Source organism: uncultured Aquimarina sp., from assembly GCF_947500065.1.
Classification (GTDB): domain Bacteria; phylum Bacteroidota; class Bacteroidia; order Flavobacteriales; family Flavobacteriaceae; genus Aquimarina.
On sequence record NZ_CANMQT010000005.1, the window covers coordinates 397,336 to 423,309 of the forward strand.

Below are 25,974 nucleotides of genomic sequence, written 5' to 3' on the forward strand. Positions count from 1 at the left end.
GTACAAAAACAGGAATAATATGCTCCTGATTTTGGATTATATACTATTAATAATTAGTTCCTGAAACGAGTTCAGAACGCCCTCATTAAATTAAAGGGTGCAAAGATACCAACAATAATCCGTTTACTAAAATTGAAAATCAACCAATTAACTTCTATAATTCACTATTTAGCAGCAGTTTACCTATGTACCCTATGCTTTTCTTGTGGAAATTCTTCTAAAGAAGATAAAGATCATCTGGTATTCAGATACAATGAGTACTCTAATGTGCTTACGCTAGATCCTGCATTTGCCAGAAACCCATCTATCATTTGGCCAACAAATCAATTATTCAATGGTTTAGTACAACTAGACGATTCATTGCACGTGCAACCTGATATTGCCAAAGACTGGATTATTTCTGAAGATAATTTATCCTATACCTTTACCTTAAGAAACGATGTGAAATTTCATAAACATCCGGAATTCAAAACGAAGGATAGCACCAGAAATGTAATTGCACAAGATTTTGAGTACAGTTTTGATAGACTCATCGATCCTAAAGTAGCATCTCCCGGAAATTGGGTGTTAAAAAACGTTTCTACCTATAAAGCGATTAACGATACTACATTTCAGATACAGCTAAAAAAACCTTTTCCAGCATTTCTAGGATTAATGAGTATGCGCTACTGTTCTGTGATTCCTAGAGAAATTGTAGCATTTTATGGCACTGAATTTAGAGCAAATCCAGTGGGAACTGGACCTTTTAAATTCAAGCTTTGGGAAGAAAATGTGAAATTAATATTACGCCGAAACGAATTATATTTCGAAAAAGACAACAACGGAAAGCAGTTACCTTACCTCGAAGCTGTAGCTGTCACCTTTTTACCAGACAAACAAACTGAATTTCTGCAATTTGCTAAAGGTAACATCGATTTTTTAAACAGTCTTGATGCATCATATAAAGATGAATTACTAACACCTAGCGGGAAACTTAGAGAAAAGTATAAAGATCAGGTGAACCTATCCAAAGGACCCTATCTTAATTCTGAATATCTCGGTTTTTATCTCGACGGTGATAAGGATGAAGTAAAATCTAAACTCTTACGTAAAGCCATTAATTATGGTTTTGATAGAGAAAAAATGATTACCTATCTAAAAAATGGCGTTGGAACACCAGCTACGAGTGGTTTTATCCCAAAAGGATTACCTGGATTCAATAGCCAAAAGGGATTTGAATACAATCCAGAAAAATCTCGTAAACTCATCAAAGAATATATCAAACTTACAGGAAATCAAAATCCAACCATTAGCATTGCCACCGATAGCAATTACCAAAGTATTTGTGAATTTATCCAACGCGAACTAGAAAAGATAGGATTAAATATCATCGTAGATGTGATGCCACCTTCTACGATCAGAAAAAAGAAATGGAGTGGAGAATTAGATGTTTTTAGAGCCAGCTGGATTGCGGACTATCCAGATGCAGAAAATTTCTTATCACCTTTTTATAGTAAGAACTTTACCCCTAACGGTCCTAATTATACGCATTTTAAGAATGAAACTTTTGATCAACTGTATGAAGAAAGTTTTTCTATCACGGATGTTTCGGTAAGAGAAGAATACTACATCAAAATGGATTCTATCATTATTGCTCATGCTCCTATCGTACCTTTATACTATGATCAGGTAGTTCGTTTTACAAGAAAAAATGTAAAAGGATTAACCAATAACCCTCAAAACTTTTTAGTACTGAAACGAGTTTGGAAAGAGAAATGATGACAAAATATACTACACCAATTCAATAAAGTGTATTTAATCGACTATAACCAACTCTTTATCGGTGTTTTTAACTATATTCGCCATCGAATAATTTTATTTTTAACCTAAATTTTTAACCTAAATCTTATGAAAAAAGCCTATTTATGTGCATTTGCATCACTATTTCTCGTAACAATATCATGTAGTGATGATGACTCAGTTAGTGGAATCGTAGCTGTAAATCCTGATCCAGCGGAGGAAGTTGCTTTAAACCCTGATGAAGTATCCGAGAATATTATTATCAATAATGGAATTCAAGTTTCTGGTGACGCGCCTTCTCCAACAGGAACCTTAGCGTTTAGCATGAGTCAAACCACTCAATCAGGTTTTCAGAAAAATGGATTTGACATCACTTTTGACGCTCCTAGTAATTATGCCGGAGCTTACATTCAGTTAACCTCTGAAGACGGAACAATGGCTGGTGAATACTGGAACGTGGCAGTACCTACAAGAGCTAACGGCAATAAAAGAAAAGGAGTATTCAATCAGAAAATAAGCAAAATAAACGAACAAGAAATCGAAATTGATGTAGATTTTGAAGATGCTGTTTCTCCGGGAACATTCTGTTATTTTATATGTATTTATGATACAGACGGTAACATTAGTGAACCTACAGAAGTTTGTGTAGAAGTAGAAGCTTGGGGAGGAAATCCTAACCTAGTTGGCACTTGGAACCTTACTAAAGAAGAAATCACATATGAAGGTGAAACCGATACAGATACTGTAGGGCAAGAAACTTGCGATTCTTCAACAATAGATTGTAATAATGAAAACAACCTAACCGTAGAAGATGCTTTTTGCTACACGATAAACTTCGCTAACATCACATTTAATGCAGATGGAACACTTTCGGAAGCTTATAATGAAACAAGTAGAGATTACAACTATTCAGCAACTGTAGAAAGTTGTGAAGCTGTATATGACGATGCAGAAGAAGATAATTACACTGCAACTGGTTATTGGGCGTATGATGAAGAAGAAACATTACTAACACTAGTTATTTTTAGCGAAAGTGATGATGGAGTAACTAGGACATATGAAAATGGCGATGCTTATTCAGTTAACCTAACCGAAGTTACAGGATCTACATTAACCTTAAATGATCCGGGAATTGAAGCTATCAAATCATTTTTTACAAAACAATAATAACCTCTCTGTATTTCACGAAACAGAAGTTTAAAATACAAAAACGCCATCTTGTAAGATGGCGTTTTTTTTTTATATTATAGCATATGACAACTAAGATTCATATCCCTTACGCCATTGCTTTGTTTCTTCAAATATGTGAGTGAGAATTTTTTGATCTTCTTCTGTTAATTCTATTTCTCGTCTAGACATAACCACTTTTGCTACTTCAAAAGCTTTTTTAGTTAGATAGGTAGTAAATCCACTACTTCCTCCCCAACTATAGCTAGGAACAAAATTACGTGGAAATCCACTTCCAAAAATATTAGCATTCACACCAATCACAGTTCCCGTATTAAACATGGTATTGATCCCACATTTAGAATGATCTCCCATCATCAATCCACAGAATTGTAATCCAGTTTTGGCGAAACCTTCTGTTTCATAACTCCACAATCGCACAGCTGCATAATTATTCTTAAGATTAGAAGTATTGGTATCCGCTCCTAGGTTACACCACTCTCCTACTACCGAATTCCCAATAAATCCATCATGACCTTTATTAGAATATCCAAATATCACAGTATTATTTACCTCACCTCCTACTTTAGAATGTGGACCAACAGTAGTGCCTCCATATATTTTTGCGCCCATTTTAATCGTCGCATGATCACATAGTACAAAAGGTCCTCTAACAATACTGCCTTCCATAATCTCTGCATCCTTACCGATATATATAGGTCCTGCTGACGCATTTAATGTGGTGAATTCTAGCTTAGCGCCTTCTTCCAGGAATATATTTTCTGGAGCAATGATATTATTACTATCCGGAATTGGCTGGCTTTGTCGATCCTTAGTAAGCAAATCAAAATCCTCTTTGATTGCTCGTTCATTTTTAGAAAAAATATCCCAAGTATATTTTACTGTAAATACATCATAATCATACTGAATCACTTCATAGGTATCTAAATCAACTTCCTGATCTTCTTTTGTATAAAAAGCAATCGGTTCATCTTCATAAAAGACTGCTTGATCCGGTTGCAGGTTTTTAATTAGTCTCGCTAGATTCTCTGTTGGCAAATAAGAAGCATTGATTATTACATTTTCTTCTAATTCTACCATCGGAAACTTCTCACTAAGATAATCTTCTGTAATTGTAGAAGTTGTGTATCCTAAATATTGTTCCCATTTCTCACGAATCGTTAGGATGCCTATCCTAATATCTGCAACAGGTCTGGTATACGTAAAAGGAAGAAGCGAATTTCTGGAAGCCCCATCAAAAAGAATATAATTCATAGCTATAAAAATGAAATGTTTGTATTGCCGTTTAATTCAGATTATCAAATTATTAAAATTAAACTTTCACAATGTCAGTCTGAGCTTGTCGAAGACTAATAAAGCAACTTATTTACACTTCTACAAGCTCAGTGTAACATCAGATATCGTTTTTATAAGCTACAACATTACCCAGATTATACAATAGAAAATCTGGGTTCAAAAATACGGTAACGTATAAAAACAAAAAAGCCTTTCTAAAAAAGAAAGGCTTCAAATAATTCTTAACTACTAAATTACTTTTTGAATTTAGCATATTTGTTTTTGAACTTATCAATACGTCCTGCAGTATCGATCAGTTTAGATTTACCTGTATAGAAAGGATGAGATGTTCTTGAAATTTCTAATTTCACTAACGGATACTCAACACCATCAACATCAAGTGTTTCTTTAGTATTCGCAGTAGATTTAGTTAAAAAAACTTCATCGTTTGACATATCCTTAAAGGCAACTAGTCTATAATTATCTGGGTGAATATCTTTTCTCATTATATTATATTATCATTTTCGAGGTGCAAATTTAAACATTTTTTACAAAACACCAACCCTAAATAAAATTAATTTTGATTAAATTAATATCGTAATTTTTCTTTTGAGATTAATTATTCCTTGTTACTTCACATAAAAGTTTAGATAAAAAGACAATTAAATAATCGTCACTTTCTTGATTATCTAATTCTGCACATCCATCACTATTATCTTTTGTACCTCCTGAAAAATTTCTATTTACTGATTCTGCATACGCAATAACAATACTTCTAAGTTCCTCCCTTGTAATATCCAAGGTCGATACATAGTAATACAATTCCGCAAATTCAGCAGTTTGTTGGCTTAAAAATTCTTGCTCAAATTTTTGTAGTTCTTCGGCTGTAATACTTGAAGATGATTTAGTCTGTAATGTTTTAATAAATTTAGAATAACTTGGCGAATCCACTACACTTTTTGAAAACGAATCAAAAAGTTCTTTAACAGCTTCTTCTTTTTCATCCACTGTAGGTTCATTACCATTTTCATCTACAGAACAGGAAGTAAAAAAAACAAGCAGGAAACTTGCTAGATAAAGTAATTTTGTTTTCATATTTTTAATATTTTGGGAGTTAAAAAGCTAAAAAAAACAGTTAAAAAGCATTTATGATTAAATAAGTTTGACTTGTAAAAAATAACAAGAACAATGGTTTAACCGTAATTTTATAACGTAAATATAGTCTTTTTTTGTTTGTTTCACATCCAAAAAGCAAAAACTAAGTAACTTGTAACTAACATTTTGCTATATTTGGATATTATTTATTATAAATAAATCCAGAAAAACTCAATGAAAAGTAAGATTATTCCTGTAAGAAAATATATTATTAAATATGGAATTGTTTTAGGAATCGCAACCGTGATTTTTAGTTTTTTCATCTATCTAACTGGACACTATACAGAGCAAAACTTATTTCATGCTGCTATTTTTTTCTTAATAACTCTTTCCTGTATAATGACGGGTTTAATAGCCTTTAAAAATAATAATGATAAATATATTAGTTTAGGAGAAGCTTTAAAAATTGGAATAGGAATATCATTATTAGGAGGGTTAATAGCCATTTTATGGAAAATATTATTAATAAAAGTAATAGATCCAGGAATTATAATACAACTCGAAAATAATCATATCAAGCGTATAGCAGAAGCTTCATCTGATTTTACACAAGAACAGATTGATAGAAAAATGGCTCTTACTAGAAAATCTATTTCACCTATTAGAATGATAACAACTGCCTTAATTTCAGACTTGTTAGGAGGTTTTCTCATTTCATTAATAGGTGGTCTTATTATTAGAAAAAAGAGAGATCCTTTTAAATAAACCACAATACCACAAAAATCTAACTATTTTGTAATTAGATGTTTTTAAGTTTTTATTAATTCCTTCAAAATAAAAATCTTTCTAAATACCTCTTCTACTTCTACTTCGACAAGCTAAGTAACTAAGGGAAACTTTTTTTATTCTTCCATAGAAAGAAAGATTGAGGATAGATCTTCATTCTAAATTACGTTTCAAATACAATTATATACCGCTCCTAAAAATATATTTCTAACCTAAATGTAACAATTTACTACATTTGTGTACTTATGTGTTATATCTAAATAACCAAAACTTTATAATTATGGAAAAATCTGTTAAATCTAATGCTATATCCTTAGGAGTTATACTTGGTGTAATCCTATCACTTGTAATTGTTCTTGCTTATACTGTCTATCAAGGCTTCTATACCAACTGGATGGCAGGAATCGGCATATCTGTTATGATAATAATTTTTGGTATTGTATCAGCTATAAAGAGTAGAAAACTACTTGGTGGATTTATCTCTTTTAAAGATGCTTTTACATCTTATCTAATACCTATTGCTATCGGTACAATTATAAGTACCATAGTGAGTATCTTAATCTATGTAGTAATCGATCCTGATGCTGCCGCTGGGATTACCGAACAAATTATAGAGTCTACTGTCGGCTTTATGGAAAAATTTGGAACTCCAGAGTCTGAGATCGAAAAAGCTGTTGCCAAAATGGAAGAAGAAAATCAATTTGGCCTTCTTACTCAAATAAAAGGTTGGTTCTGGGGAATGCTTATTTATATCATCATCGGACTATTAGCTTGTCTGGCAGTAAAAAAGAAAGAGCCTTTATATTAAAACATATATAATTCAAAAATTACAAATGGATTGCTGTGACGGCAATCCATTTTTTTATAATAGAACTCATCATAACTTTTCTTTAGGCTACAAAATTCACATTTTAAACTCTAATTTTGCTGTTTTTTATTACCGTAGCTATGGCTATGCTGAGAAAAAACATCTTCATTATAGCTCAAAAGCCGAATTTTTCGGTTCAAAACAGAAAGTCAAGATGAGTTCATATTTTCTATTAATGGAATACTTATATTTGTCAACCAAATCATTTTATTAAATCATCAATGGGGGTCTCTCAGAAAAATTTTCTTAACTACATTCTCGGCATAGCGCTTTTATCTGGTATTGCTAGAGTTGCTTTGGATTATCTTTCCAGAATACTCGATATTGCTCCCATCCTATATTATGCTACGTTTTTGATCGCTTTGATATTGGAGATCATCATTATTATATATGTAATCAAAAAGTACAAGAACACTAAAGGAACTTTAACTATTGTAGATGCTCTAAAAGTAGGTATCATTATCATGGGAGTCATTGGTGTATCTTATTGTTCTATGGCCTATATATATGACATGTATATTGATCCTGATTTTCAGACCAATATGACAATACGATTTACAGAACAATTCTCTCCTGATCAATTGGAGCAGGTACAACAAAATTTAGCTAATCAAGATACTAGCAAATCTTATATTGGTGTCATTATGTATACAATTTGGTTTATATTTTTAGGAGCTGTGATTTCTTTAATTGCAGGTTCTGTTTTCAAAACTAATTCAGCATCAACATAAAATGGATATTTCTGTAGTCATACCATTGCTCAATGAGCAGGAATCACTAAATGAATTATATGATTGGATCATAAAAGTGATGCAATCCAATTCCTATTCCTACGAAATTATCTTTATTGATGATGGTAGTACTGATGGATCTTGGGACGCTATATCTGTATTGTCCAAAAAAGATCAAAACGTAAAAGGAATACAGTTTCTTAGAAATTATGGTAAATCCCAAGCATTACACGCTGGTTTTGCAGAAGCATTAGGCGATGTGGTAATTACCATGGATGCAGATTTACAGGATAACCCAGAAGAAATTCCGGAGTTATATGATTTGATTATTAAAGATAATTATGACTTGATTTCTGGATGGAAAAAGAAACGATATGATTCTGTAATCGCAAAAAACTTACCATCTAAGCTATTTAATGCTGCTGCAAGAAAAACATCAGGTCTGAAATTACACGATTTTAATTGTGGATTAAAGGCTTATAAAAATCAAGTAGTAAAGCAAGTGGATGTCCACGGAGAGATGCATCGATATATTCCGGTGCTTGCTAAAAATGCTGGTTTCAATAAAATTGGTGAAAAAGTAGTATTGCATCAGGCAAGAAAGTACGGGAAAACTAAATTTGGGATGAGCCGTTTTGTGAATGGTTTTTTAGATCTAATTACTATTTGGTTTATGTCTCGCTTTGGTAAGAGACCTATGCACTTCTTTGGACTTATCGGTACTATTCTTTTTATTGTTGGGTTTTGCTTTTCATTATATTTAGGAATAGACAAGTTACTTATAGCAAAAAGAGGGAGATTAATTGCGCAACGACCGGAATTCTATATCGCACTGACCTCTATGATATTAGGAACACAATTTTTCTTAGCTGGTTTTCTAGGAGAAATCATTTTAACCAGCAAAAGAGACAAAGAACGTTATAAAATATCTGAGAAAATACATCTCTAAATAATGGACTGCGTCTACCGGAGTTCTAAGAATTGATAAAACTTTTACCATTACATCAATATATAACTTAAATTTAACGGCTTACATCCGTTTTAAAAGAGCTACCAAATCAAAATGATATCAGTTCTTATATGAAATTACTGAAATACGAAATTGAACTATTTTGAATTCAGGTAAGGCATAAAATTTATTGATAGCCATAGCTATCGATCAATTTTGTAACGAAACATTAATTCAAAAGAGACAATTTTATACGGTCATTTCATATAAGAAATGGTATTAAGTAGTATTTTTGCTATCAAAACCAAACAGAATGCAGATTTCAGATTCCTTAATAACCACAAGAGTTGAAGAATGGTTATCACCAGTTTTCGATAACCAAACTCAAAAAGAAATTTTAGATTTACAACAGAATAACACAGAAATTCTAAAAGAAAGTTTTTATAAAGATTTAGAATTTGGAACTGGTGGTATGCGTGGTATTATGGGTGTAGGAACGAATCGCATCAATAAATACACTTTAGGAAAAAGCACACAAGGATTAAGTAACTATTTACAACAACAATTCCCTGGTGAACAAGGCAAAGCTGTAATAGCCTATGATTGTAGAAACAATAGTGATACACTGGCGCAATTAGTGGCAGATGTATTTTCTGCTAATGGAATACAGGTATATCTATTTTCTAGTTTACGCCCTACGCCAGAATTATCGTATGCAGTAAAAGAATTGGGCTGTCATTGCGGAATCGTATTAACTGCTAGTCATAACCCGCCAGAGTATAATGGATACAAAGTATACTGGCAAGATGGAGGACAGCTGGTACCTCCACAAGATGGTGAAATTATTGCGGAAATTAATTCATTGAATTATTCCGACATTAAATTTGAAGCTAATACTGACCTGATCCAGAAAATAGATAAAGAGATTGATGTACCTTTTATAGAAAACAGTGTTAAGAAAGGTAGCTTTGTAGCCACTCAACAAGCAAAAGATAACACTACAATTGTATTCACTTCATTACACGGTACTTCTATAACTGCAGTTCCAGAAACATTGGAAAAAGCTGGATACAAAAATGTACATATCGTAAAAGAACAAGAAATACCTGATGGTAATTTCCCAACAGTAAAATCTCCCAACCCAGAAGAGCCAGAAGCACTAGCAATGGCTATGGAACTTGCTAAAAAAGTCAATGCAGATATCGTGATTGGTACAGATCCCGACTGTGATCGACTAGGTATTGCAATTCGAAATACTGACGGAGAGCTACAGCTACTTAATGGAAACCAAACTATGGTTGTTATGACCTGGTTTCTATTAAAACATTATAAGGAACAAGGATTGAAAGGAAATGAATTTATTGCTTCGACTATAGTTTCTACTCCTATGATGAAAAATCTAGCAGAAGCTTATGATGTAGAATACAAAGAAGTCCTGACTGGCTTTAAATGGATTGCTAAACTCATTAAAGATTTTCCTGAACAGCATTTTATTGGTGGTGGAGAAGAAAGTTTTGGTTTTATGGTGGGTGATTTTGTTAGAGATAAAGACGCTGTTACCGCTACTCTATTGGCTTGCGAAATCGTAGCGCATACCAAATCACAAGATAGCTCTTTTTATCAAGAGTTATTGGCACTATATGTTGATCACGGTTTTTATAAAGAAAATTTGGTATCCCTTGTAAAAAAAGGAATTAAAGGAGCTGAAGAAATCAAACAGACAATGATTGATTTAAGAAACAATCCTCCTAAACACCTTGCTAATGAAAAAGTAGTACTAATCGAAGATTATCAAACGAGTATTGCTAAAAACACCCAAGATCACACTGAAAAAACTATTGATATTCCTAAATCTAACGTATTGATTTTTTACACTGAATCAGGAAGTAAAATTGCTGCCAGACCAAGTGGAACAGAACCAAAAATTAAATTTTATATCAGTGTACAAGAGTCTTTAGATACCGTTTCTGATTTTGATAAGGTTCAGGAACAATTAGATAGTAAAATAGATGCTATCAAAAAAGACCTTCAATTAACTTAAATAACGGTAATTACCGTTTCTGAATACTAAATGAACTATTTTAAACAAATTCTTCGCTTTGCGAAACCTTATAAATCTTTCGGGATATTAAATATCATATGTAATATTTTTTATGCACTGTTTAGTGCATTATCATTCATTGCATTGATCCCAATGCTTAAGGTTTTATTTAATAAAGATAAAAATACAATATACCCTGAACCTATCTGGAATGGTATCTCTAGCTCAAAGGACTACTTAATGGATTCTCTAAATTGTTTTATTTCAGAGAATGTAGCATCCAGAGGCGAGCTATATGTTCTTACCTATATGATCATAGCTATTATTGCTATTTTCATGCTTAAGAATATTTTCAACTATCTGGCCATGTATTTTATTACATTTCTAAGAAATGGAGTATTAAGAGACATCAGAGATGAATTATACGAAAAAACCATAAGTCTCCCGCTATCTTTTTTCTCAGAAAAGCGAAAAGGAGACACTATCGCTAGGATTTCTACAGATGTACTAGAAATACAACATTCCTTTTTATCTATATTAGAATTAATTGTTAGAGAACCTCTTACTATTCTTTTTACATTAGTTTTCATGTTCTATCTGAGTACCAAACTTACCTTGTTTGTATTCATTTTTATTCCGGTTTCAGGATTTCTAATATCCTTAATCGGTAAAACGTTAAAAAAGCATTCGGATAAAGTTCAAAAGGAACAAGGTCATTTTTTATCTATTGTAGAAGAAACCTTAGGAGGACTTAAAGTAATTAAAGGATTTAATGCCGAAAAAATATTTGGAACTAAATTTCAAGAATCTACATCTAGATTTTTTAAATTTTCTAATACCCTATTGAATCGCCAGAACTTAGCTTCTCCAACTAGTGAATTCTTAGGAATCTGTGTGATTTCTGTATTACTGTGGTATGGAGGAAGACTTGTATTTGTTAGCAAAACTTTAGAAGCTGAAATGTTTTTAGCATATATCGGTTTAGCATATAATATTTTAACTCCAGCCAAAGCTATCTCAAAAGCTAACTACGGAGTAAAAAAAGGAAATGCTGCTGCAGAGCGTGTACTGGAAATTCTAAATACAGAATCTCCATTAAAAGATAAACCTGGAGCTGTTGATAAAAATGATTTTGATGCTGATATCCTTTTAGAAGATATTTCCTTTAAATACGAAGATGAATATGTCCTCAATAATTTTACCCTAAATGTGCCTAAAGGTAAATCTGTTGCGCTTGTAGGACAATCAGGTAGTGGTAAATCTACTATAGCAAATCTGGTTACGCGATTTTATGATGTAAATAAAGGTACTATCAAAATAGATGGTATTGATATTAGAGATATTTCTAAAAATTCTTTACGAGGATTAATGGGCTTGGTGACTCAAGATTCCATTTTATTTAATGATACTATAAAAAATAACTTACTAATTGGAGATGAAAATGCTTCGGACGAAGAAATATTAGAAGCTTTAAAGATTGCAAATGCTTGGGAATTCGTCAAAGACTTACCTAAAGGGATAGAAACCAATATTGGTGACAGTGGTAATAAATTGAGTGGTGGACAGAAACAACGACTCTCTATTGCAAGAGCAGTTCTAAAAAACCCTCCTATTATGATTCTGGATGAGGCTACCTCAGCATTAGATACAGAAAGTGAGCGCTTGGTGCAATCCGCATTAGAAAATATGATGAAGAATCGAACTAGTATCGTTATAGCGCATAGGCTTTCAACTATACAAAATTCGGATTTAATCGTTGTAATGCAAAAAGGGAATATTGTAGAAAAAGGAACTCACGAAGAGTTAATAACTAAAAATGGAGTGTATAACAAATTAGTTACTATGCAATCTTTTGACAGCTAAAACCTGAAAAACAAAAGTATACAAAAACAAAAAAGAGTGTCTCCACACTCTTTTTCTTCACACAAATCATCTTAATTTAGGGGCTTAATCTAAAATTAAAACTCACTTTTATAAAAACCTTCATTTTGGGGGAAATGAAAGCACTAACTCATTTTCACTTTGTAAATATACAATCTATTTCTGAACACAGCAAAGGATTTTGTGTATTTTATCTAAAAAATATGCATTTTAACATTTGTTTAGTTTCATAAAACCACTATTGTAAGTTTTAACCTACAATTAAGTAAACAGAATAAAGAACCACATTAATTAATCCTACGAGGAGATAAGAAAAGTATCTAAAATAAAAAAGAGTGCTTTCGCACTCTTTTTCTTCACACAAATCATCTTAATTTAGGGGCTTAATCTAAAATTAAAACTCACTTTTATTAAAGACTTTCATCTTGGGGAAAATGAAAGTGATAACTCTTAATTACAATGTAAAGATATTACATTTTTTTAATTCACCAAATTTTTATCGCATTTTATCTAAAAAAAGTGTTTTTTACCATACTAAACAAGTAAAAAACAACAATAAAGTAGTATTTTTCTTACTTTAATAGAATTAACCAAATCCAGTAGTACCATTCTTTATTGGAGTCCAAAACAAAAAAAAGAGCACTTTCGTACTCTTTTCTTCAAACAACTAATCGATAATCTTGGGGCTTATTCTAAAATAAAAACTTAATTCTTTAAAATACTTTCAAATTTGGGGAGAAATGAAAGTATTAATTAATCATTACAATGTAAATATACACTAATTTATTAAAAAAACAAACAATTTGTGCACTTTATCTATTTTAACTGTAATTAAACTATATAACTAATATTTATTCCTACAATTTCCTACAAAAAATGTTTTACAAACCTAATTAAACCTTTTTTATGTATTTTAGTCTTATACTATATTAATGTATACTAACGTCCACTAAAACTTTTACCAACCTTTGAATATTAAAGAAGAAGAAAACCTACTCATTGCCTTGCAAACAGATAAAGACATTAACAATGCCTTTACCAAACTTGTTACGGCATATAAAGAAAGATTATATTGGCACATTAGAAATATGGTGAAAAATCATGATGATACTGATGATATATTACAAAATGTATTTATTAAAGTCTATAGAAACATATCAAAGTTTAAAGGAGATAGCAAGTTATACTCTTGGATGTATCGAATAGCCACTAATGAATCTATTACTTTCTTGAATCAAAAGGCAAAAAAATACAATGTGAGTAATGAAGAGTTACAACAGCAACTCATCCAAAACCTGGAAGCAGATGTATATTTCGAAGGAGATGAGATTCAACTTAAATTACAAAAGGCCATTGCACTATTACCCCAAAAACAACAACAAGTATTTAATATGAAATATTTTCAAGAATTAAAATATAGAGAAATATCCGAAATTTTAGAAACCAGTGAAGGTGCATTAAAGGCTTCCTATCATTTGGCTTCTAAAAAAATTGAAGAATTTTTAAAAATTAATTAAACCTTTTTACATTTACAACGTCTTATATATAGTGAAAAAAGATAAAACATACGGCAAAGAAGGATTTAAAGTTCCTAAGGATTATTTCGATAATTTCGAGGAGAAATTTTTTGATAAAATCCCTCAAGAGGGTAAAGACACTTCTTTACTGTCCGATAAGGTAACTTCCGGATTAAAGGTTCCTGAAGACTATTTTGGTACGTTTGAGAATCAGCTTATGGAAAAACTGAATTCTGATAATCCAGAATCATCCATCCTTACTGATAATTTAAAAACTGGTTTAACCACACCTGATAAGTACTTTGAAAATATTGAGAATACTATTTTACAAAACACAATTAAAGTAAAGCAAGAAACTAAAGTAATATCATTATTCTCTCGAAAGAATATATTGTACATTTCTGGTATCGCTGCCATGATTGCTATTGTTTTTTCTATATCCATCAATAAAGGAAATGATCCATTCAATTTTGACACTATAGATATTGTTGATATTCAGGAATATTTTGATGAAGGAAATGCAGAATTCAGTGATACTGAAATTGCTGAATTACTTGATGATGAAGCTAGTTTTATCGATACATTTAATGACGATGAAATCAGTGATGAAGAATTAGAAAACTATTTATCTGATGAAGAATTAGAAGATGAGATTATATATGTTGAATAAAAAAGAACACATGAAAAAGATATTATTACTATTTATTATTGTTTTTACTACACATATTGCTCTAGCACAAAAAGGATCTAGAGAACGAGTAAAAGCTTTTAAAATAGCATACATAACAGAACAATTAGACCTTAGTAGTAATGAAGCTGAACAGTTTTGGCCGATTTATAACGAACATGAAGCTACTATGGATGGACTTAAGAAAAAAGAAAGAAAATCTGTAAGAGCCATAAAAGAAGCTGAAGGTTTTGATAATTTAAGCGAAAAAGAAGCCGAAGATTTTTTAAGCAGTTACCTTGAAGCAGAAGAACAAAAGTTTCTTGCACGAAAAAAACTAATAACTGATCTAAGACAAGTTATTCCTCATAAAAAGATACTAAAGCTTGTGAAAGCAGAGATGGACTTTAATAAGCGTCTGCTAAAGCAACTTCGTAAAAGACGACAAGGACATTGACAATACTAAATATTGCTGATTTTGAATAAAAAGTAAATGAAATCCCTTTATCATTTACTTTTTTGTTTTAAAAGTCAATTTCGCAATCCTGTTTTTTCCAGCCGCAATAGCGATACTATCGTTTATAAATCGAATCGTATAAAAACTTTCTTTACTAATATCTTTCCAGGTATTCCCTGAATCATTAGAAATGGAGATTCCTGTAAAACCAATAGCAACCATTTCCTTACTACCTCCATTAGGTATATATCGGATACAACTTTTATATACTGCTCCTACTCCATTTGCAATTAAATTCCAAGTCTTACCTCCATCCGTAGTAATTGCCTTATTTCTTTTATTCTCTTCTGGTTTTGTATAATCTCCTCCAAAAATAATCCCATTATTATTATCATAAAAATCAACTGAATATGCTCCTGTTGTTTCAGTTCCTTGTATTATTGGTGTTTCTGAAACTTTCCAACTACTCCCTCTATCTGAGGAATAAAACACTCTGGATTTCATTCCACCCGAAACAATCCAAGTATCAGAGCCTACAATCGCTATATTTCCATTACTGGCAGCAAAAGCAGCTTCTCCTTCTACAGATTTAGGCAAATCATCACAAGAAACTTTATTCCAAGTCTCACCTCCATCTCTAGTAATAATAATCGATAAACATCCATCTGTAGGATCACCCATTGCAATTCCTTCTTTGTCATTCCAAAAAGTCATGGAATCATAAAACACTTTTTCATGACCTTCTCTATACACCAACGCCGTTTCTCTTGTAACTTTATTAACTTTATATAAAAGTGCCGGTGATGCAATGCTTAGAAGAAAAAAATCAGTACTTGTATTCGCAATAGCTCTGAAGTGTACTTTCTTTCCTTCAAAATCTATTACCTCTATTTTTTTGCTTCCTAGAGTAACTTCCTCATCTATTTTAAAAGTTCCATATATACCATTACTACCAGCAAACATTAATAAATTATTGTCTAATTCAATAGCTCTAATACTGATTGAATCTTTAAAAACAGTTTCTACAATAACTTCAGAAAAATTATGCTGAATCGTTTTTCGTTGCTCCGAACCACAATTACTAAGAAGTGCTACAACTAATAACAATAGTAAAAATCTCATACCCAATATTTTTGAATCAAATATAACACTATTCTAAAGCAAAGGATTACCTTTGCAAACCCTAAAAAAATAAAGGATGCGTTTACACAGAAATCTGGTCTTTGCCGTAATTGATGGACTGAATGATATTTTTAATGAAGGTGCTTATGCGGATAAAGTAGTTCAAAAATTACTAAAGCGTGATAAAAGATGGGGTTCTCGAGACAGAAGTTTTGTAGCGGAGACTGTATATGATATCGTACGTTGGAAACGTCTTTATTCAGAAATCGCTGGTATTTCTGAGCATTATTCAAGAGAAAATCTTTGGAAAATCTTTGCTGTCTGGGCAACATTAAGAGGTATTACATTGCCTGACTGGAAACAAATTATTCCTACTCCAACCAGACGTATAAAAGGTCGTTTTGACGAACTAAGCAATACGCGTAAATTCAGAGAATCCATACCAGATTGGATGGATGAATTAGGAGAAAAAGAACTTGGGGCAAAATGGGACAAGGAAATTCATGCATTGAATCAACAAGCTCCCGTAGTTTTGCGAGCTAATTCCTTAAAAATCTCCAGAGATAAACTTAGAGGTATTCTTGAGGATGAAAATATAGACACCGAATTTATCAATGGGTATTCATCCGCACTTCAACTTACAGAAAGAGCCAATGTATTCTCTACAGAAGCCTTCAAAAAGGGCTATTTTGAAGTACAAGATGCTTCATCACAATTAGTTGCTGATTTCCTAGAAGTAAAACCAGGCCAGCGTGTAGTAGATACTTGCGCAGGAGCTGGTGGAAAAACACTGCACTTGGCTGCATTAATGGAGAACAAAGGTCAAGTAATTGCTATGGACATTTATAGCAATAAACTAAAGGAACTTAAAAGAAGAGCAAGACGTGCGGGTGCTCACAATATAGAGCCAAGAACCATAGAAAGCACTAAGGATATTAAGAAACTATATGGTAAAGCAGATCGTGTTTTGATCGATGCTCCTTGTAGTGGATTAGGTGTTCTAAGTAGAAATCCTGATGCCAAATGGAAACTACAACCAGAATTTCTAGAAAAAATCAAACAAACGCAATCGGAAATATTAGAGAGCTACTCTAAAATGGTAAAATCGGGTGGAAAGCTTGTATATGCTACCTGTTCTATTTTACCTTCGGAAAATCAAAATCAAGTTAAAGCTTTCTTAACCACAGAAATAGGAAAAGATTTTATCTTTGTAAAAGATAAAAAAGTGCTCTGTTCAGAATCCGGATTTGATGGGTTCTATATGGCATTACTAGAACGAAAATAACTCAACTTACGTAACGAACAATGAAAACAAGATTACTTTTTATTGCACTTTGCACATTTTATTTGGGATTTAGTCAGGTTCCATCTGGATATTATGATAGTGCTAATGGACTTACCGGTTTTACTCTTAAAACAGAATTAAAGGATATCATATCAACTGGTCATGTAGATCAAGGTTATAGTGCTTTATACACTGCATATCAAACTACCGATAATGACAGTTATTACGAAATGGACAATACTGTTCTCGATATGTATACAGAGAGACCTACTGCCTCTGATGTTGTTACATATAATCATGATACAAATGGAGGAACTTCTCCAGGAGATGCTTGCGGTAATGTTGGTAACACGGAAGGTATTTGTTACAACAGAGAGCATTTGTTTCCTCAAGGTTTTTTTAATGAACTATTGCCAATGAGAACTGATGTACATCATGTAGTTCCCTCTGATGGTTATGTAAATGGACAACGAAGTAATTTCCCTTTTGGAGTTGTAGGAACTCCAACAGATACCTATTCTAACGATTCTAAAAGAGGCCCAAGTGCTACTTCGGGGTTTTCAGGAACCGTATTTGAGCCAATCGATGAATTTAAAGGAGATATCGCAAGAATGTTACTGTATTTTGCTACAAGATACGAAGACGAAGCTCTTAATGCTCCTTCTGATGGAAGCGGAACCTGGGATCCTCATACAGCATCAAATAATCCTATGGACGGATCTATAAATCAGTTTTATGAAACCTGGTATATCGAGTTATTAGTGAGTTGGCATCTTTCCGATGCAGTTTCACAACGAGAAATCGATAGAAATAATGCCGCTTACAATTTTCAAGGAAATGCAAACCCGTTCATTGATCATCCAGAATATGTACAAATGATATGGAACGTAACGCTAGACACAGAAGCACCAACAGTTCCAACAAATTTGATGGTATCTAATGAAACCTCTAACAGTATTGATCTTTCTTGGACAGCTTCTACAGATAATACCGCAGTAACTGCTTATGATGTATATGTGAATTCTGTTTTTAATAAATCTGTTGCAACTACAAATACAGCAGTTAACGGTTTAAGTGCTGAAACTACGTACTCTTTTACGGTATCAGCAAAAGACGCAGCAGGAAATGAATCTGCACAAAGTACTTCTGTAAATGGAACAACTTTAGCTGGTGGAACCGGTGGTGGTGATTGTGCATCAGAAACCTTTACTAATATAGGGTCCGCATCTAGTTCATATGCTGATCGTATGTGGACCGGTGATGATGGAGGAACCTGGAATGCTACTGATGCAAGAACAGATCAAACGCTCACAGGTGCTGCAATTACCATTAGGAATGGAGAACTTACAGCTCCTTCAATTTCTGGAGGTATTGGTTCATTAACCGTAACTACCATCAGAGCATTTGGTGGTGGTAGTGGAACATTTACTGTACGAGTTAATGGAACTACTGTAGGTACAATTCCATATAGTGATACACAGGAAACAACCACTATTAGCGATATTAACATTACAGGAAACATTGCTGTTTCTTTTACTGATAAAGCAACTACAAGTGATAGAGTTATTATCGATGATCTTTCTTGGACTTGTTATGATCCTGCCTTAGGAGTAGATGATTTTGATCTGAATGATCCTATAATGATATATCCAAATCCTTCTATTGATGGTTCTATAACCATAAGTATTCCTAACGGTATTGATAATGAACTAAACATATATGATATAACGGGTAAACGAATTATTTCTAAAAAGAATATTCAAGAAACAATTCAACTGTCCAATCTACCTCAAGGAATGTTACTGATAAAAATTATTTCGCCTCAGAGGAGCATAACCAAAAAGGTAATTATACAGTAAAAAGAAAAGCGGCAATTTAGCCGCTTTTTTTATTTAGGTCTATTGTTTAAAATTTAGTGAATAACTCTATTATTCCGTTTAAGTTTTATACAATACTTTCTATATAAAAACAGTAAATTTGCAGCTTATTAAAAACAACACAAAGTCTGGAAGCATGATCCACTTCTTCGGAAACCAAAATGAGAACGTATTTGCGGTACAAACCACTAGCGAAATCTCAACTGAAAATATCAAAAAATTAGTATGGTTATTTGGCAACCAACCTAAAATTTCTTCGGCGTCTATTGACGCTTTTTTTGTTGGTCCTCGCGCCGCAATGATTACTCCTTGGAGTACCAATGCCGTAGAGATTACTCAAAACATGGGAATCGAGGGAATTATTAGAATCGAGGAGTTTCAGTCTGTTACAGAGAACTTCACTGATTTTGACCCAATGCTTTCTCAAAAGTATGCTAATCTAAATCAAGATATATATACCATTGATATTGAACCAGAAGCGATTCTGGAAATAGATGATATCGAAGCTTATAACAAAAGTGAAGGTTTAGCACTAAATAAAGAAGAAGTAGCTTATCTGGAAGGTATAGCAGAAAAGATTGGAAGAAAACTTACCGATTCTGAAGTTTTTGGTTTTTCGCAAGTGAATTCAGAACATTGTAGACATAAAATATTTAACGGAACTTTTATTATAGATGGAGAAGAACAACCTACTTCTCTTTTTAAATTAATAAAGAAAACTTCAGAAATACATCCTAATGCTATTGTTTCTGCTTATAAGGATAATGTAGCTTTTGTCAAAGGTCCAAAAGTGACTCAATTTGCACCGAAGAGTGCTGATAAACCAGATTTTTATCACGAAACACCTTTCGAAAGTGTAATCTCACTGAAAGCTGAAACACATAATTTCCCAACAACAGTAGAACCATTTAATGGGGCTGCTACAGGTTCTGGTGGAGAAATCCGAGATCGTCTTGCTGGCGGGAAAGGCTCTTTACCACTAGCAGGAACTGCTGTGTATATGACTTCTTATTCTCGATTAGAAGAGAATCGTCCTTGGGAACAGGCCGTAGAAGAAAGAAAATGGTTATACCAAACTCCAGTAGATATTTTAATCAAAGCTTCTAATGGAGCATCTGATTTTGGAAATAAATTCGGACAACCACTAATCACAGGATCAATACTAACTTTTGAGCATCAAGAAGACGCCAGAAAGCTAGGTTTTGACAAAGTAATTATGCAAGCTGGTGGAATCGGATATGGAAAAGCTGAACAGGCTATAAAAGATAAACCAGAAACTGGAGATAAGATTGTTATTCTCGGTGGAGAGAATTATCGAATCGGTATGGGTGGAGCAGCTGTCTCTTCTGCAGATACAGGAGAATTCAGTAGTGGAATCGAATTAAATGCTATCCAGCGTTCTAATCCTGAAATGCAAAAACGAGCTGCCAATGCTATTCGTGGTATGGTAGAAAGTGATGTCAATACCATTGTTTCTATACACGATCACGGAGCTGGCGGACACCTTAATTGCCTTTCTGAACTAGTAGAAGAAACGGGAGGAAAAATTGATCTCGATAAATTACCTGTGGGAGATCCTACACTTTCTGCGAAAGAAATTATTGGTAACGAATCTCAAGAACGTATGGGATTGGTTATTGGTCAAAAAGATATCGATACTTTAGAGCGTATTGCAGAACGTGAGCGCTCCCCAATGTATCAAGTAGGAGATGTTACTGGTGATGATCGTTTTACTTTTGAGTCTAAAACCAAGGGTGACAAACCAATGGATTTGGCTTTAGAAGATATGTTTGGCAGTTCTCCAAAAACTATTATGAACGACAAAACCATTGATCGTAATTATCAGGAGATTTCATACAAAAAAGAAAACATTCATCAGTATCTTGAACAAGTATTACAACTAGAAGCTGTTGCTTGTAAAGATTGGTTAACAAACAAAGTAGACCGCTGTGTAGGTGGTAAAGTGGCTAAACAACAATGTACTGGGCCTTTACAATTACCACTTAATAACTGTGGAGTAATGGCTTTAGATTATACTTCTAAAGAAGGTATTGCCACTTCGATAGGTCACTCCCCTATTTCTGGACTTATCGATCCAGAAGCTGGAAGTAAGAATTCTATCGCAGAAGCGTTGACTAATATTATATGGGCTCCATTAAAAGATGGATTACAAGCTATTTCTTTATCTGCTAACTGGATGTGGCCCTGCAAAAATGAAGGGGAAGACGCGAGATTATATAAAGCCGTAAAAGCAATTTCGGAATTCGCTATCGATTTAGGAATCAATGTACCTACCGGTAAAGATTCTCTTTCTATGAAGCAGAAATACCCAAATGAAGAAGTTATTTCTCCAGGGACAGTTATTATATCTGCTGCTGCCAATTGTAATGATATTACAAAAGTAGTTGAACCAGTACTTCAAAAAGATGGTGGAGATATTTACTATCTTAATTTATCAGAAGACGCATACAAACTAGGAGGTTCTTCTTTTTCTCAGGTTGTAAACAAAATTGGATCCGAAGCACCTAGTATTAAGAATGCTGAAAATTTTAAAAACACCTTTAATACCATTCAGCAATTAATCCGTGACAACAAAATTGTAGCTGGTCATGATGTTGCTTCTGGTGGTTTAATTACTACTCTATTAGAATTATGCTTTGCAGATATTAACTTAGGTGCAACATTAGATCTTTCAGAAATAGAAGAACAAGATGCGATTAAACTTCTTTTTGCTGAAAATGCTGGAATTGTATTCCAAAGTACTGCAAACTCAGATATCGAAACTATTCTTTCTGAAAATGATATTCAGTTTTTCAATATCGGGAAAGTAACCAATAAGGGGTCATTAGAAATTAAAAATTCAAACGATTCCTATAATTTTGATATTTCAACTTTAAGAGAAACATGGTATAAAACATCGTATCTTTTAGATCAAAAGCAGACCGCAAATAATTTAGCAAAGGATCGTTTTGAAAATTTTGCTAATCAACCGTTGCAATATACATTTCCAAAGCATTTCACAGGAAAACTTCCGGTAATTGATAATACCCAACCAAGACCTAAAGCGGCTATCATTCGTGAAAAAGGAAGTAATTCTGAACGTGAAATGGCAAACGCTATGTATATAGCAGGCTTTGATGTAAAAGATGTACATATGACCGATCTGATCTCTGGTCGTGAAACCTTAGAAGACATTCAGTTTATTGGTGCTGTTGGAGGATTCTCCAATAGTGATGTCCTAGGTTCAGCTAAAGGTTGGGCAGGTGCTTTCCTTTATAATGAAAAAGCTAACACAGCTTTAAAAAACTTTTTCAAAAGAGAAGACACACTATCTGTAGGTATCTGTAATGGATGCCAGTTATTTATGGAATTAGAAGTAATCAATCCAGAACATAGCGAACACGGAAAAATGATTCATAACGAATCTCATAAACACGAAAGTAACTTTACTTCTGTTAAGATTCAAGAAAATAATTCTGTAATGTTATCTTCATTAACCGGAAGCACATTAGGAGTATGGATCTCACATGGTGAAGGGAAATTTAATCTTCCTCTTTCTGAAGATCAATATAACATCGTTGCAAAATATGGGTATGAAGGATATCCAGCTAATCCTAATGGATCAGATTACAATACTGCCATGATGTGTGATACAACAGGTCGTCATTTAGTAATGATGCCTCATATAGAACGATCTACTTTTCAGTGGAATTGGGCTAATTACCCTAACGGAAGGCAAGATGAAGTATCTCCTTGGATAGAAGCTTTTGTAAATGCCAGGTTGTGGATTGAGAATCGATAATGATTTTTATTTTACAAATAATAATGTGTAAAATAATTTAGGGTTTATTACTATACGGCTGTTATATTAACAACTGTACTACTGATCTATGATTCATGACTTGTGATAATTTAATCAGAATGTTTACAAAAATTTAAATACCATTTTTTAAAACCTAAATACGCCCTATCGTGAAAAGAGTACTCATAGCAATATTTTTTTTGGTTTCAGCAGTAACTAGCTCCCAAACTAAACTAACATATAGTAAAGCTAAAATCATATACAATACTCCTCAGAATTTTGAAATACTAATGAATGCTGGAGTACCAATGGATCACGGCCAGCATAAACGTGGAGTCTTTATCATCTCTGATTTTTCATCAACAGAAATTGAAATTGCAAGAGATCTTGGTTTCCAGGTAGACATTATTATAGAAGATTCTGAAGCTGACTTCATTAGAAGGAATGAAATTGCAAAAAACCAAAAAGCAGTTCAAAACCTAACGTGTCCATCAGGTGGTGGAGCTATAATTGACTATCCTACGCCAACTAATTTTTCATTAGGTTCTATGGGTGGATATTTAACCTATCAGGAAATGTTAGATAATCTGGATGCTATGCGTACCCAATATCCAAATCTAATTTCTGCCAGAGCTAATGTTGGAACTTTTTTAACCAACGGGACTGCAGACAATTCAGTATCTCCGTCTATTGGTGGTAACGCAATACAATGGGTTCGTATATCTGATAATCCAGAGGTAGATGAAAACGAATCAGAAATATTATATGATGCTATCCATCACGCCAGAGAACCAGCGAGTTTATCTCAACTTATTTATTATATGTGGTATCTATTAGAAAACTATGATTCTAATGCAGATGTGAAACAAATCGTTGACAATACAGAACTATATTTTATACCCGTATTAAATCCTGATGGATATCTTTATAATCAAGTAACCAATCCGAACGGAGGTGGATTTTGGAGGAAAAATAGATTTAATACTCATGGAGTAGATAACAATCGTAATTATGATCATTATCCCAACGGAAATGCCGCTGCTGCTACTTGGGGAGGGCCAGGATCTTCTAATTCTACAGGTGATCAAACATATCATGGGACCAGTGCTTTTTCTGAAGTAGAAAATCAAGCTATGAAATGGTTTACAGAACAACACAATTTTGTTATCGCTCTTAACAACCATACTTTTGGCGAATTGTTATACTTCCCCTACTCTTATGCTGCAAACACTCCTACACCGGATGAAGATATTTTTGTAGCAATAGGAGCTGAACTTACATCCCAAAATGGTTATAATCCATTAAGAGATGCTCCTTTTGCCGGAGATAGCGATGATTTCATGTATGGAGGAACTACACAACCACATAATAAAATATTTTCTTTTACTCCGGAAGTTGGTACTTCCTTCTGGCCAGCTTCTAATCAAATTGATGGAATCTGTAAGGGTATGATGTACCTAAATCTTACTGCCGCCAAAATGACTAATAATTATGCTCAACCAGAAAACACAGGTGATTCTTTTATTGGAGATAATTTATCATTTAATGCTGATTATATTTTAAAAAGACTTGGTGTAACAGGAAATGGAAATTTTACTGTTAGCATTTTACCTATATCCAATAACATTACTAGTGTTGGTAATCCAAAAAATTACACGAATACACAAATAGGAACTAATGTATCAGACAATATAGTAGTTAACCTTGATAACTCTGTACAAATTGGTGATGATATCTCGTATACAATTCAGGTAGATGGAGGCAATATTACTGAATCCGTTAACGTAACTAAAAAATATGGAGCTTTTCAGAGTATCGTTAATGACAATGCTAATAGCTTAAACAGTTATACACAATCTGGCTGGTCCACTACTACCGCTACTTTTGTATCTGGTAATGCCTCAATAACTGAATCCCCAGCGGGCAATTATGCACCCAATCAAAATAAAGCAATCGAACTTACTCAGAATATAGATCTTACCGATGTTGCTTTTGCTAATGTTCAATTTTACGCTAAATGGGATATTGAAAACAATTGGGATTATGCACAATTCGAAGTCTCTATAGATAATGGAGCTTCTTGGATTCCACAATGTGGTAAATTCTCGAACTCAGGAAGTACCAATTCGGGACAACCAACCGGCGAACCTTTATATGATGGAACGCAAACGGATTGGGTGTTAGAACAAATCGACCTTAGTGATTATCTTGGTGAAACTATAAAAATTCGTTTTCAATTTGTTTCAGATAGCGGTACAGAACAAGATGGTTTCTTTTTTGATGACCTGATTGTAAACACTATTGACCAAAGCGTACTAAATGTCCAAGATAATTTATTCTCTGAATTCAAAGTATTCCCTAATCCAGTAACGGACATTCTAAAAATAGCGCCATCATCTACCAAATCTTTTAATTGGAAGATGAGAAATGTGATCGGTCAGGAAGTATACACAAAAAACAATACTTCTGGTATTCAAGAATTTAATACCTCACAACTTAATTCAGGCTTGTATTTCCTTACCGTAGAAATCAATGGAAACACAAAAACTTTCAAAATATTGAAACAATAAATATTCAATTTTATCACATAAAACTTAAGGAGTTATCAAAAGATAACTCCTTTTTTTATATATTACGGTTGTATATTGTTAGAT

At 33.1% G+C, this 25,974-nt stretch carries 19 protein-coding genes; 15 read left to right on the forward strand and 4 right to left on the reverse strand.

The window, feature by feature from the left end:
• The first annotated feature begins 138 nt into the window (after window positions 1–138).
• Window positions 139–1,758: an ABC transporter substrate-binding protein gene (locus Q0975_RS16950; protein WP_299438924.1), complete on the forward strand. Its 1,620-nt coding sequence runs from the start codon at window positions 139–141 to the stop codon at window positions 1,756–1,758.
• Between the two features lie 129 nt (window positions 1,759–1,887).
• Window positions 1,888–2,946, forward strand: a complete 1,059-nt coding sequence (locus tag Q0975_RS16955) for a hypothetical protein (protein ID WP_299438808.1) — start codon at window positions 1,888–1,890, stop codon at window positions 2,944–2,946.
• Between the two features lie 93 nt (window positions 2,947–3,039).
• On the opposite strand, the gene Q0975_RS16960 is transcribed toward Q0975_RS16955, so the two are convergent.
• From Q0975_RS16960 to Q0975_RS16970, 3 genes are all read right to left on the reverse strand, one after another.
• A complete protein-coding gene (locus tag Q0975_RS16960) occupies window positions 3,040–4,221 on the reverse strand; it encodes a GlmU family protein (RefSeq protein ID WP_299438810.1) in 1,182 nt (393 codons plus the stop codon).
• 275 nt (window positions 4,222–4,496) lie between these two features.
• Window positions 4,497–4,748 (reverse strand): type B 50S ribosomal protein L31, encoded by a 252-nt coding sequence (locus Q0975_RS16965; RefSeq protein WP_299256570.1) that lies wholly within the window; start codon window positions 4,746–4,748, stop codon window positions 4,497–4,499.
• A 109-nt stretch (window positions 4,749–4,857) separates the two neighbouring features.
• On the reverse strand, window positions 4,858–5,337 hold the full coding sequence (locus tag Q0975_RS16970; RefSeq protein WP_299438812.1) for a hypothetical protein: 480 nt from the start codon (window positions 5,335–5,337) through the stop codon (window positions 4,858–4,860).
• Between the two features lie 234 nt (window positions 5,338–5,571).
• Between Q0975_RS16970 and Q0975_RS16975 the strand changes: the two genes are divergently transcribed.
• The 9 genes from Q0975_RS16975 to Q0975_RS17015 all read left to right on the forward strand — a co-directional run bounded on the left by Q0975_RS16975 (window position 5,572) and on the right by Q0975_RS17015 (window position 15,234).
• A complete protein-coding gene (locus tag Q0975_RS16975; protein WP_299438814.1) occupies window positions 5,572–6,102 on the forward strand; it encodes a DUF4199 domain-containing protein in 531 nt (176 codons plus the stop codon).
• 301 nt (window positions 6,103–6,403) lie between these two features.
• Window positions 6,404–6,931: a DUF4199 domain-containing protein gene (locus Q0975_RS16980; RefSeq protein ID WP_299438815.1), complete on the forward strand. Its 528-nt coding sequence runs from the start codon at window positions 6,404–6,406 to the stop codon at window positions 6,929–6,931.
• Between the two features lie 281 nt (window positions 6,932–7,212).
• A complete protein-coding gene (locus Q0975_RS16985) occupies window positions 7,213–7,722 on the forward strand; it encodes a DUF4199 domain-containing protein (protein WP_299438817.1) in 510 nt (169 codons plus the stop codon).
• A 1-nt stretch (window position 7,723) separates the two neighbouring features.
• On the forward strand, window positions 7,724–8,671 hold the full coding sequence (locus Q0975_RS16990) for a glycosyltransferase family 2 protein (RefSeq protein WP_299438819.1): 948 nt from the start codon (window positions 7,724–7,726) through the stop codon (window positions 8,669–8,671).
• A gap of 313 nt (window positions 8,672–8,984) precedes the next feature.
• Window positions 8,985–10,712 carry a phospho-sugar mutase gene (locus Q0975_RS16995; RefSeq protein ID WP_299438821.1) on the forward strand — a complete coding sequence of 576 codons (1,728 nt, stop codon included), beginning with the start codon at window positions 8,985–8,987 and terminating at the stop codon, window positions 10,710–10,712.
• Window positions 10,713–10,742: 30 nt separating this feature from the next.
• The gene (locus tag Q0975_RS17000; RefSeq protein ID WP_299438822.1) at window positions 10,743–12,575 is read left to right on the forward strand and encodes an ABC transporter ATP-binding protein; all 1,833 of its coding nucleotides are present in this window, start codon (window positions 10,743–10,745) and stop codon (window positions 12,573–12,575) included.
• Window positions 12,576–13,567: 992 nt separating this feature from the next.
• Window positions 13,568–14,110 (forward strand): RNA polymerase sigma factor, encoded by a 543-nt coding sequence (locus Q0975_RS17005; protein ID WP_299438926.1) that lies wholly within the window; start codon window positions 13,568–13,570, stop codon window positions 14,108–14,110.
• A gap of 31 nt (window positions 14,111–14,141) precedes the next feature.
• The gene (locus Q0975_RS17010; protein WP_299438824.1) at window positions 14,142–14,780 is read left to right on the forward strand and encodes a hypothetical protein; all 639 of its coding nucleotides are present in this window, start codon (window positions 14,142–14,144) and stop codon (window positions 14,778–14,780) included.
• A gap of 10 nt (window positions 14,781–14,790) precedes the next feature.
• Entirely contained in the window at window positions 14,791–15,234 is a 444-nt protein-coding gene (locus tag Q0975_RS17015; RefSeq protein ID WP_299438826.1) for a sensor of ECF-type sigma factor, read from the forward strand.
• A gap of 54 nt (window positions 15,235–15,288) precedes the next feature.
• Here the strand turns inward: Q0975_RS17015 and Q0975_RS17020 are convergent, their stop codons facing one another.
• Window positions 15,289–16,356, reverse strand: coding sequence for an oxidoreductase (locus Q0975_RS17020; protein WP_299438828.1), 1,068 nt, complete (start codon window positions 16,354–16,356; stop codon window positions 15,289–15,291).
• A 76-nt stretch (window positions 16,357–16,432) separates the two neighbouring features.
• Here Q0975_RS17020 and Q0975_RS17025 point away from each other — a divergent pair, with 76 nt between their 5' ends.
• The 4 genes from Q0975_RS17025 (at window position 16,433) to Q0975_RS17040 (ending at window position 25,890) form a co-directional block, all read left to right on the forward strand.
• The gene (locus Q0975_RS17025; protein WP_299438829.1) at window positions 16,433–17,641 is read left to right on the forward strand and encodes an RsmB/NOP family class I SAM-dependent RNA methyltransferase; all 1,209 of its coding nucleotides are present in this window, start codon (window positions 16,433–16,435) and stop codon (window positions 17,639–17,641) included.
• A gap of 20 nt (window positions 17,642–17,661) precedes the next feature.
• Complete coding sequence (locus Q0975_RS17030; RefSeq protein ID WP_299438831.1) at window positions 17,662–19,500, forward strand: endonuclease; 1,839 nt, start codon at window positions 17,662–17,664, stop codon at window positions 19,498–19,500.
• A gap of 154 nt (window positions 19,501–19,654) precedes the next feature.
• On the forward strand, window positions 19,655–23,320 hold the full coding sequence (gene purL / locus Q0975_RS17035) for a phosphoribosylformylglycinamidine synthase (RefSeq protein WP_299438928.1): 3,666 nt from the start codon (window positions 19,655–19,657) through the stop codon (window positions 23,318–23,320).
• 170 nt (window positions 23,321–23,490) lie between these two features.
• On the forward strand, window positions 23,491–25,890 hold the full coding sequence (locus tag Q0975_RS17040) for a M14 family metallopeptidase (RefSeq protein WP_299438833.1): 2,400 nt from the start codon (window positions 23,491–23,493) through the stop codon (window positions 25,888–25,890).
• The last annotated feature ends 84 nt before the right edge of the window (window positions 25,891–25,974 follow it).